Here is an 8822-nt window from a genome sequence, read left to right as displayed (position 1 = left end):
ACAGGAGGACATTGTAGTTACTATTATTCTGTAAGAACAGGAAAAAAGAGACGGTCGTATCTGAAAACAAGTATAGCTGTTGACGTTGAGAAGTTCATTGTAACTGGTTTCAAGATTTCAGGTAAACCAGTGCATGATGCAAAACATGCATCGGCATTACTTAGACAATGTCACAAAAGGAGAAAAGCTGATTGTTATCTGATGGATAAAGGATATGATTCTGAGAAGATACATACTCTAATCAATGAAGAATTGAAAGCAGAAGCCATCATACCTGTAAGATACAGAAAAAGGAAGAAGATCAAAGGAAAATACCGTCGTAAAATGAGAGATGAGTTTGATGAAAATGTCTACCATTACAGAAACCTGGTAGAGACGATGTTTTCTGTTTTGAAAAGGAAATATGGGGAAGAACTGAGGGCAACAAAATACAGAAATCAGGTCAAAGAGGTCAAATTCAAATAATTAATCCATAATATAGACAGGGCTATCTATGTTCCAATATTTATTCAAATGAGGATTTCTACAGAGCCGTTATTTCTTTATTTTAGACATGATGTTATTCTGAACCATATTCTCATACTTTCTCCAGCTATTCTCATTGATTTCTGGTATTGGATATTTTTTGGCTTCCTTTCTTTCCTTTAGTTCACATGAGTCAATAACCTTCTGAATAGTTTCTGGATCAGTAGTATCTATAAGGTCTATAACTTCAATTTCTCTCAAAAAGCGATTAATTGCGGTCATAGGGATCTCATCCAGAAAGGGTATCACACCCTTTGAGTCGATTATCTTTTTATAGTCAGCCATAGTCGAAACCCCATTCTCCACAAGCGCCATGATAGACTGGCCTGCAAAGTGCTTACTTTCTTTGCCGCAGACTATCAGGCAGTTTATTTTTGGATTAGAAAGTATATTGACAATTACTTTCTGGATCCCGAAATTCTCAGTAAAACATGTGCCGCATATTGCATAATTCTGCAAGCAAGGCTTTTTAGATCCAAGGGAGGGTATCCTCTCTGATTGTGTTTCATCATCACAAGGATCATGGATACAATCCATATTCCTATAGTCAGAAGCAAGTGTCACAACTGCAACCGGAGAATCTCGGTCTCCTATGACATAATCGCCATCTGTCACGGGCCAGTTGTTAGTATTGGTTGTATCCATGATATCCACCTGTATGGTTACTTTATTTAGTTAGGCTTCAATTTCCAAGTTCAGTATCTACTTTGGCCATCATCTCTTTGACATCACTTTCTTCCAGGTCCAAACTTCCTCCTTTTTTCATACCTAGTTCGGTTATAACTATGTTCTTATCTACTGTGAACCCTGCACGTTCCAGTGACTTCTTTGCACAAAGAAGAGGGCATCCGTCAATGGCAACAATCTCATCGGTACCTTCGGTACTTTTTATAATTCCAGAAACATTGCCTCCAATTACGACGGTACACATAATCTTACCTTTTCCCTGTATGGTAAGCTCAACAGCTACCTTGTTTGCCATCTGTCCTACATTAGAGCCACCGGAACATGCATACAATCCAATAATAGCCGCTTCACATGCACACGTTGGCTTTTCTGTCATTTTCAGTTCTTCTACCACAATAAATTCTCCATAATTTTGATACTTATTAGAGCCATTCCTTGACATCATCGACTGAAGGAATCTTACCTGCAATTTTTACATCACCGTCTACAACAACTGCGGGTGTTACCATTACACCATAATCCATAATACTGTTTATATCTTCAACTTTTGTGATCTCGGCTTCAATCCCTGCTTCACTTACTGCCTTTTCGACAACTTCAAAGGTCTTCTTGCACTTTGCACATCCGGTTCCAAGAATTTCTATTTTCATTTGATTTTCTCCTGTCATTTTCCTATCAGTTAGTTTTCTTTTTTGTTTACGCCTGCATTTTCCAGTATTGCTATAAGTTCATCACAGTGGGGCATTCTTTCTCTTATTTTGTCCGTTACACTTTCCATATCGTATTCCAGCCTGTATACTTTGAAATCCATCGAATCGGTATCCAATACCGCACAGGATGCCCGGGGTATGCCATCCCGTGGTTGTCCTGCTGATCCGGGATTTACAATGGTAATATTTCCAACATTCCTTGTCATTGGAATGTGGGAATGGCCGACCACCAGCATATCCGCTTCAACTCCTTTCAGCATTTCCTGTACTTCTGCATCAGGTGTTTGTGGTTTTATATACTCATAAAAGGATCTGGGACTTCCATGTGTAAATAATACACTGCCTCCTCTGTATTCTTTTTTAATTTTCGCAGGAAGATTCTTCAGGAAATCCAGCTGGCTATCATCCAGCTGATCTTTTGTGTAATCCCTGGTGGCAATTGAAAGATGCTTGATTTCATAACTGCAGCCACAATCAATTCCTGTTGCAACTGCACTATCGTGGTTTCCCTTTATAACGGGAATATTGTTTTCCATCATGAAATCGATTACCTCTCTGGGTGATGGGCCATAATCAACCAGGTCCCCCAGACAGATAACCTCGTCATGGGGAATTTCCATTGCAGCTTCCAGGGCTTTCATATTCCCATGTATATCCGAAATCACAAGGAGTCTCATATTTTACCTCTTTATACAAAATAAAGGCCGAATATAAAGCCGGCGATTGATGCAACTGCTACTATCAAAGCTATGTAAAGGGAAGTTTTTTTTGCTCCCATTATCCTGCTGATTACGATCATATTCGGAAGACTCAGTGCCGGGCCTGCAAGCAACATTGCCAGGGCCGGCCCTCTTCCCATTCCAAGTTCTGTAAGGGCGCTGATTATAGGCACTTCTGTCAGGGTGGAGAAATACATCAATGCTGCGGCAACCGATGCTATGAAACTTGCACCGAATGATGCTCCTCCAACCACTGCAGCCACATATTCTGCCGGGAGCAGTTCCACCATAATACCTGCAAAGAAAACACCAAGCAAAAGGAGAGGTGCTATTTGTTTAACCAGGAACCATGTCTCTGCCATCCAGTCTTTCAATTCATCCTTACTGAACCAGTTGAATGAGAGATATATTGTAATCAAAACAAGCACAGTTTCCACGGCTAGCAGCAAAATCCATTCCGTAAGTATCTCCGGAACAATGAGGATTGCCAGAAGGAGAAGGAAAAGATATGCACTGTGAGCATGCCTTTCTTCACCAAAATTTTTTATTCCTTCCTTTTTTTCCCTGTGGCGCTCGAATACTGCCGCCATTGTAAGTCCAATAGCGATTGACAGAATGATTGCAATTACAGCTCTTGCCACTCCCAGGTCATATCCCAGGATTTTTGCGGTGTAGACAATTGCCAGGATATTTATTGCCGGTGCCGAGAACAGGAAGGTAGTTGCAGGCCCGATTCCTGCACCTCTGCGATAGATTCCTGCAAAAAGCGGAAGTACAGTACAGCTGCATACTGCAAGTAGGCAGCCTGAAACTGCAGCAACGGGGTAGGAAATGTATTTTGGGGTCTCATTGCCAAAGAATCTCAGTACAGATTCTTTGGAAAAAAGGGATGCTATAGCTCCGGCCAGGAAAAAGGCCGGCACCAGACATAGCAGTACATGTAGTGCCAGATACTCCTGTACAGATCCCAGTCCTACGATAGCAAGGTGATAAATTAATGATTGGTCAGGCATTGTGCAACCTCTATTTCAATATTAATTGAAACTATGGTATATATACCTGTCCATTTCAATTTGTGTTGAAACACTTCATATGCCTGTGTAATAGAGTCCTCTGGAATATACCTTTGAGTCCGGAATGTTTTTTTTACCTTTTCCATCCAGAATCTTCTTAAACTCAGAAACGACAATTGCTACTTTCCGATGACTTTCCTGTGGAAATTCTAAATGAAGAACATCTATACCGGTATTCTTCATGTCATCTATATTATTCAACATATTGATGACATGGGAATCATAGATCACAGTTCTATTTCTCCACCTTTTAACGGGGTACCTGTCTGTCTTTTTGTGCTGCAGGAAAGCATTGCTATCTTCATCATAGAAGCCTTTATCCACAATAGGTTTGAGCAGGTCATGTTCGGTAACAAGTAATTGTTGCCTGCCGTATGCTATAGCCTCAAATTGGATAGTATTATCTGACGCCTGCACAATATTCTGCATTTCTTCAAGGGTAAGTTCCGGGGAAAGGATTACACGGGATGCGCCATTTGCCTGTAACACATTTGTAGTTAGGGAATTAAAAATAGTGAAATTTTTCAGTGCAACACATTTAATTTTCATTTGGTGTACCAAACGGAGTGTTCCCGGCTCACCACAGCCGATAGTATATCCTCTTGTTTTTATTTTTCCAAGGATGCCTGTCCATTCTTCGAGTTCATTCTCATGAATAATAGCAGGCAAAGTGAATACTATTTCAATATTATTCATTTTAATTTTTTGAGCAAGGTCTTTGTTACTCTCGACTTTGTCGAATAGATCCGCAGGGATATATATGATGTCTGCTCCGCTGTAAGCAGCAGTTTTTGCTCCCTCTATATCTGCTACTTCTACAGATAGGAGTAATTTACGTGGAATTTTGTTTTCGGGTTTGTGTCTGGATGCTGGTAATTCTGGGTTTTTGGGCTGGCGGTGGAATTTTTCCAGTTGTTTCTCCTGAAGTTTCTCCACCACGCTGCGACGGGCCCGGGTAAGTTCCCCGAGGGGGATAAAGATATCTTCCTGGCCTTTCAACTCAATTTCATCTGCGATATAGGGAGTGTCTCCCAGTCTTTTTATTATGTCAGTAATCTGTTCTACAGAAGTAGGGGCGTTTTTTGGCTTCTGTACTAGATAATCGGACACATGAAGCACCTCCATATCTCCTGCAGAAGCAGTAATTTCCAGTTGCCTGTCGATATTTGCACGTATCTGGAAATTCACTGGTACCTTTTTAACATCCCTTTCACCCATTTCTTCCAGAAGGGATACGTCTGTATTCAGGTATACATCATCCCCGGTCTTTACAGATTTTACTGTTTTAGGACTGATATGTATGTAGGGGACATTCCCCTTTTCTGCGACCCCAACTTCTCCCCCATCAACTGTAAGTTTCTCGACTTTTGATCCAAGCATCCTTTGTTTTGTATGGATACTTATTCCATCATTGACTTCAAGTGTCTGGTTTAATTTCACTTTAATGGATGCAGCGTTTTTACTTCGTTTTACCCGGCGTATATTACCCAAAAATGCCCCATAACTGGAACTGTATTCGGGGTGGGTCACGTTCCTGTCACCCAGTACAAACCCACGGGTAAAACCCCTGTAAAATAGTTTTGCAAGATCGTTTTCTTTTTCCTGCAACCAGTCAGAATCGGGGGTTTTGCCCTGGCAGATCATCTCTGCAACCTCTTTGTATATTTCTGAACTAGCGGTCACATATTCAGCTCTTTTCATACGTCCTTCGATCTTGAGACTTTTGATACCTGTGTTGATGAGTTCTTCCAAACCTGGCAAGGTGCACAGTTCAGCACAACTTATGGGGGATACACCGCCAATATGATGGTTCATGTTCTTGCCGTTGATAAACAGGTCGAATTTCCATCTGCAAGGGTGGGCACAAGCTCCCCGGTTTGCGCTTCTGTTGGCAGCAAAGCTGCTAAAGAGACACTGTCCGGAGTAAGAATAACAAAGAGCACCATGGGCAAAGATTTCAATATCTATATCGGTGCTGTCAATGATGTGTTTCAATTCTGCAGTGTCAAGTTCCCTTGCTACGATTATTCTTGAAAGGCCAAGTGTTTCCAGGAATTTGACAGTTTCAGTGTTATTGGTATTGAGCTGGGTGCTCCCATGTATAGGCAGGTCAGGATAGTTCTTTTTGACCAGGTCTATTAATCCGAAATCCCTCATAATAACCGCGTCAATTCCCACTGTATAGGCGCGGTCTATGATATCGATTGCATCCTGAAGTTCCGTTTCTTTCACCGGCACATTGAAAGCCAGATATACTGAAATTCCATGCAGATGGGCAAAATCTATTACATTTTCCATCTCTTCGGGTGTAAAGTTGGATGCACCCTGGCGGGCATTGAATTCTCCAACCCCCAGATATATAGCATCAGCTCCTCCCTTGATAGCGCCCAGCAGTGCATCATAATTCCCAGCAGGCGATAGTATTTCCGGAGGATTAATTTTTTCAGGATATTTGGCCATAGTTTTAGAGTTTCCGTTGCAGTTTGTCTTTTTATGCAACAGAACAGTACAAGTTATATGAATGCTTCGAGCGATTTACTTTCTTTTTTGAGCCATCCACCCGACAACAGGAGGCAGCCAGCAGAGATTTGCTACAATTGTTTCAAAGGCGGTGAAAGTCTGTGTTGTCGGGCTGAATCCGAGGATACGGGCTGAGAGCAATCCCAATGGTACCAGCAGGATTACAGCAATACTGGTAAGCATCACAGGATGGTGTATGTATCGATCTATTCCTGCAGACCATGAACCTTCGATTCGTCTGAGATACACCAGTCCGGAAATATTGGCACCGATCTGATCACTAAGTGCATAAAAATAAGGAATATAGAATCCCTGTATTCCATATACATCAACTCCTGCCATTCGGCTTGCAGCATCTATTATCCAGGGGATTGTGATACCAAAAAATTTACCCCAACCGTATGCCTGAGCCATTGATCCAGCTGCACCTTCCAGATGTTGCCTGATGGAATACAAACCTTCAAGTATTGATTCTCCCTCGCCTGCAAGAGTCCTCACAATCCACTGGCCAAAGGGATTGGTATGGTATCCCTGAATATCAAGAAATATACCGGCAATCAAACCTAGAATATAACCAGGAAAAGTATAACGAAGTAATTCATCGAAACCTTCACCCTCCAGTTCTTCCTCTTCTTTTCCCATACTTTTTTCTCCGGGCGATTGCCAATGTAATACATCGAAAGCATTTATATTAAATAGTTGTAATGCAATACAGAAGGGCTGTTATTCTTTAATAAATGTTACAATTATCGGAAGGCAATACGGTGATCCGGTCAATACTTGATAATGATATGTACAAACTGACCATGCAAATGGCAGTACTTGAACTTTTTCCTGAAGCACAGGCAGAATATCGCTTCATAAACCGTGGAGATCAACGTTTCAATTCACAGTTTATGAAAGAACTTGAATATATCGTCCGGGAACAAATTCCCAAATTACGCCTTCTGGATGAAGAAAGGCATTGGCTGGGAAAGAATTGTCCTTTTTTCAAGCATACCTATCTTGACCACCTACAAAATTACCGCTTTAATCCCGATGAGGTTGAAATATTCCTGACGGATGACAATAATCTTGATATAAGTATCAAAGGCCCCTGGCATAGTACCATTCTCTGGGAAATCGTGCTCATGGCTACGGTTTCCGAACTTTATTTTGAGACAATTGAAAATAACTGGGCTGATGACTTTCTTTCAAAGGCTGATCTCCTGGACAAATATGGAGATATGATAAAAGAAGTATCCGACAAACTTGATAATGCCGGATGTGTACTCAGTGAATTCGGAACTCGCCGTCGTCGCAGTTTTGAACTTCATGATAGGGTCGTGGAAACCTTAAGTCGATCCCGCAGTTTTGCTGGTACCAGTAATGTATATCTTGCAATGAAACATGGAACCCGGCCGATAGGTACTATAGGCCATGAATGGATTATGGGTAATTCTGCCCTTGTGGGTTTGCGCAATGCCAACAAATTTGCCTTTGAAAACTGGGTCAAAGTTTATAATGGCAGGCTCGGGATTGCCCTTGCAGATACTTATGGGTGTGACGCCTTCTTCAACAACTTTGATGGTCGCCTGGCACGTCTTTATGATGGTATCAGGCATGATAGTGGTGATCCTTTTACTTTCATTGACAAAGCAATTCAACATTACAAATCTCTTGGAATTGATCCTTCGCAGAAAATGGCAGTATTCAGTAATTCCCTCGAAGCCGAAGATGCAATCAGGATACATGAGTATTGTAAGGGTAAAATTAAATGCAGTTTTGGTATAGGTACAAGCCTGACCAACAACTCAGAGTTTTTCCAAAAAAATCCTCCCCTGAATATTGTAATCAAGTTGCATAAAATCAATGGTATTCCTGTTGTCAAACTCAGTGATTCAGAGGAAAAAGTAACAGGTGACAGGGATGCTGTAAGGGTGGCCAATTATATATTCGGCACAAAAGGGCTTGATGAGGAATAAAGATCAATTCTTTTTTGGGATTGTTTCTGTCTCAAAGATGCCTTTAAGGTCATTAACGTCCAATTTTATATCAAATTCCTTTAACTTAAAGAATTTCTTGGCACGCATATCATCTTCTTCCAGGCGAAGATCACTTTCAACGATATCGGCTTTCTCAAGACGTTTCAGGTGAAGATACAGTACCTGTCTGGAAACATCTAGTTCTTTGGAAAGCTCATATACATACCATTCCCTGTCTGCAAGCATACAAATGAGTTTCAGTCGCAGAGGATGCGATAGAGCTTCGCCAAGGCTGACAATCCCCTGGAGTTTTTTTTGCATGGGTTGTACCCTTTATACTAATGTTTTAAACAAATTAGATTTCGTCAAGTTTGTCCTTGATTTCTTCAACTATCTTTTTTGTGTCCCTTACTTCATTTTCCAGCCTGTTCAAACGTTCTATGTCTGCTGTTTTCTGGCTTTCACAATTTATGGCACCACTGCGTGTTAAAAGCACGACAACAGCACCAACTACAAGCAGGATAAGAAGTAAGTTTAGTATCATTCCCCATACCGAAAACCCTGTGCCATACATCATATTTCCATACATCATGTTATCATGTCACCCATGTAAAAGATTCATTT

10 protein-coding genes and 1 pseudogene are annotated in these 8822 nt (G+C 41.2%); 2 read left to right on the top strand and 9 right to left on the bottom strand.

Annotated features, from left to right (window positions below; genetic code table 11):
• Positions 1–531: pseudogene (locus A9957_RS07665) on the top strand (IS5 family transposase); the annotation flags it as partial.
• A 3-nt stretch (positions 532–534) separates the two neighbouring features.
• Here the strand turns inward: A9957_RS07665 and A9957_RS07660 are convergent.
• The 7 genes from A9957_RS07660 to A9957_RS07630 form a co-directional block, all read right to left on the bottom strand.
• Positions 535–1170 carry a tetrahydromethanopterin S-methyltransferase subunit A gene (locus tag A9957_RS07660; RefSeq protein WP_105460204.1) on the bottom strand — a complete coding sequence of 212 codons (636 nt, stop codon included), beginning with the start codon at positions 1168–1170 and terminating at the stop codon, positions 535–537.
• Positions 1171–1207: 37 nt separating this feature from the next.
• A complete protein-coding gene (locus tag A9957_RS07655) occupies positions 1208–1606 on the bottom strand; it encodes a putative zinc-binding protein (RefSeq protein WP_258082542.1) in 399 nt (132 codons plus the stop codon).
• Positions 1607–1634: 28 nt separating this feature from the next.
• Complete coding sequence (locus tag A9957_RS07650) at positions 1635–1862, bottom strand: thioredoxin family protein (protein ID WP_105460203.1); 228 nt, start codon at positions 1860–1862, stop codon at positions 1635–1637.
• A gap of 29 nt (positions 1863–1891) precedes the next feature.
• Positions 1892–2599 (bottom strand): metallophosphoesterase, encoded by a 708-nt coding sequence (locus A9957_RS07645; protein WP_292343766.1) that lies wholly within the window; start codon positions 2597–2599, stop codon positions 1892–1894.
• 11 nt (positions 2600–2610) lie between these two features.
• On the bottom strand, positions 2611–3654 hold the full coding sequence (locus A9957_RS07640) for a permease (protein ID WP_292343763.1): 1044 nt from the start codon (positions 3652–3654) through the stop codon (positions 2611–2613).
• 75 nt (positions 3655–3729) lie between these two features.
• A complete protein-coding gene (locus A9957_RS07635; protein WP_292343761.1) occupies positions 3730–6174 on the bottom strand; it encodes a DUF3656 domain-containing protein in 2445 nt (814 codons plus the stop codon).
• Positions 6175–6249: 75 nt separating this feature from the next.
• Positions 6250–6876, bottom strand: coding sequence for a hypothetical protein (locus A9957_RS07630; RefSeq protein ID WP_105460199.1), 627 nt, complete (start codon positions 6874–6876; stop codon positions 6250–6252).
• A 95-nt stretch (positions 6877–6971) separates the two neighbouring features.
• On the opposite strand from A9957_RS07630, the gene pncB reads away from it, so the two are divergent.
• Positions 6972–8198, top strand: coding sequence for a nicotinate phosphoribosyltransferase (gene pncB / locus A9957_RS07625; RefSeq protein WP_292343759.1), 1227 nt, complete (start codon positions 6972–6974; stop codon positions 8196–8198).
• Between the two features lie 3 nt (positions 8199–8201).
• Here the strand turns inward: pncB and A9957_RS07620 are convergent, their stop codons facing one another.
• Both A9957_RS07620 and A9957_RS07615 read right to left on the bottom strand, forming a co-directional pair.
• The gene (locus A9957_RS07620; protein ID WP_105460197.1) at positions 8202–8519 is read right to left on the bottom strand and encodes a winged helix-turn-helix domain-containing protein; all 318 of its coding nucleotides are present in this window, start codon (positions 8517–8519) and stop codon (positions 8202–8204) included.
• Positions 8520–8553: 34 nt separating this feature from the next.
• Entirely contained in the window at positions 8554–8790 is a 237-nt protein-coding gene (locus A9957_RS07615) for a hypothetical protein (RefSeq protein WP_233564800.1), read from the bottom strand.
• Between the last annotated feature and the right edge of the window lie 32 nt (positions 8791–8822).

The organism is Methanohalophilus sp. DAL1, from assembly GCF_001683555.1.
GTDB classification, from domain to species: Archaea; Halobacteriota; Methanosarcinia; order Methanosarcinales; family Methanosarcinaceae; genus Methanohalophilus; species Methanohalophilus euhalobius.
Note: the sequence above shows the minus strand (reverse complement) of the source record. Positions and strands in the feature narration are given on the sequence as shown.

What these genes read in the sequence shown, in the direction of transcription:
- A9957_RS07660 (WP_105460204.1), bottom strand. Translation starts at nt 1,170, where the DNA reads ATGGATACAACCAATACTAACAACTGGCCCGTGACAGATGGCGATTAT.
- A9957_RS07650 (WP_105460203.1), bottom strand. Translation starts at nt 1,862, where the DNA reads ATGAAAATAGAAATTCTTGGAACCGGATGTGCAAAGTGCAAGAAGACC.
- A9957_RS07645 (WP_292343766.1), bottom strand. Translation starts at nt 2,599, where the DNA reads ATGAGACTCCTTGTGATTTCGGATATACATGGGAATATGAAAGCCCTG.
- A9957_RS07640 (WP_292343763.1), bottom strand. Translation starts at nt 3,654, where the DNA reads ATGCCTGACCAATCATTAATTTATCACCTTGCTATCGTAGGACTGGGA.
- A9957_RS07635 (WP_292343761.1), bottom strand. Translation starts at nt 6,174, where the DNA reads ATGGCCAAATATCCTGAAAAAATTAATCCTCCGGAAATACTATCGCCT.
- A9957_RS07630 (WP_105460199.1), bottom strand. Translation starts at nt 6,876, where the DNA reads ATGGGAAAAGAAGAGGAAGAACTGGAGGGTGAAGGTTTCGATGAATTA.
- pncB (WP_292343759.1), top strand. Translation starts at nt 6,972, where the DNA reads ATGTTACAATTATCGGAAGGCAATACGGTGATCCGGTCAATACTTGAT.
- A9957_RS07620 (WP_105460197.1), bottom strand. Translation starts at nt 8,519, where the DNA reads ATGCAAAAAAAACTCCAGGGGATTGTCAGCCTTGGCGAAGCTCTATCG.
- A9957_RS07615 (WP_233564800.1), bottom strand. Translation starts at nt 8,790, where the DNA reads ATGATGTATGGAAATATGATGTATGGCACAGGGTTTTCGGTATGGGGA.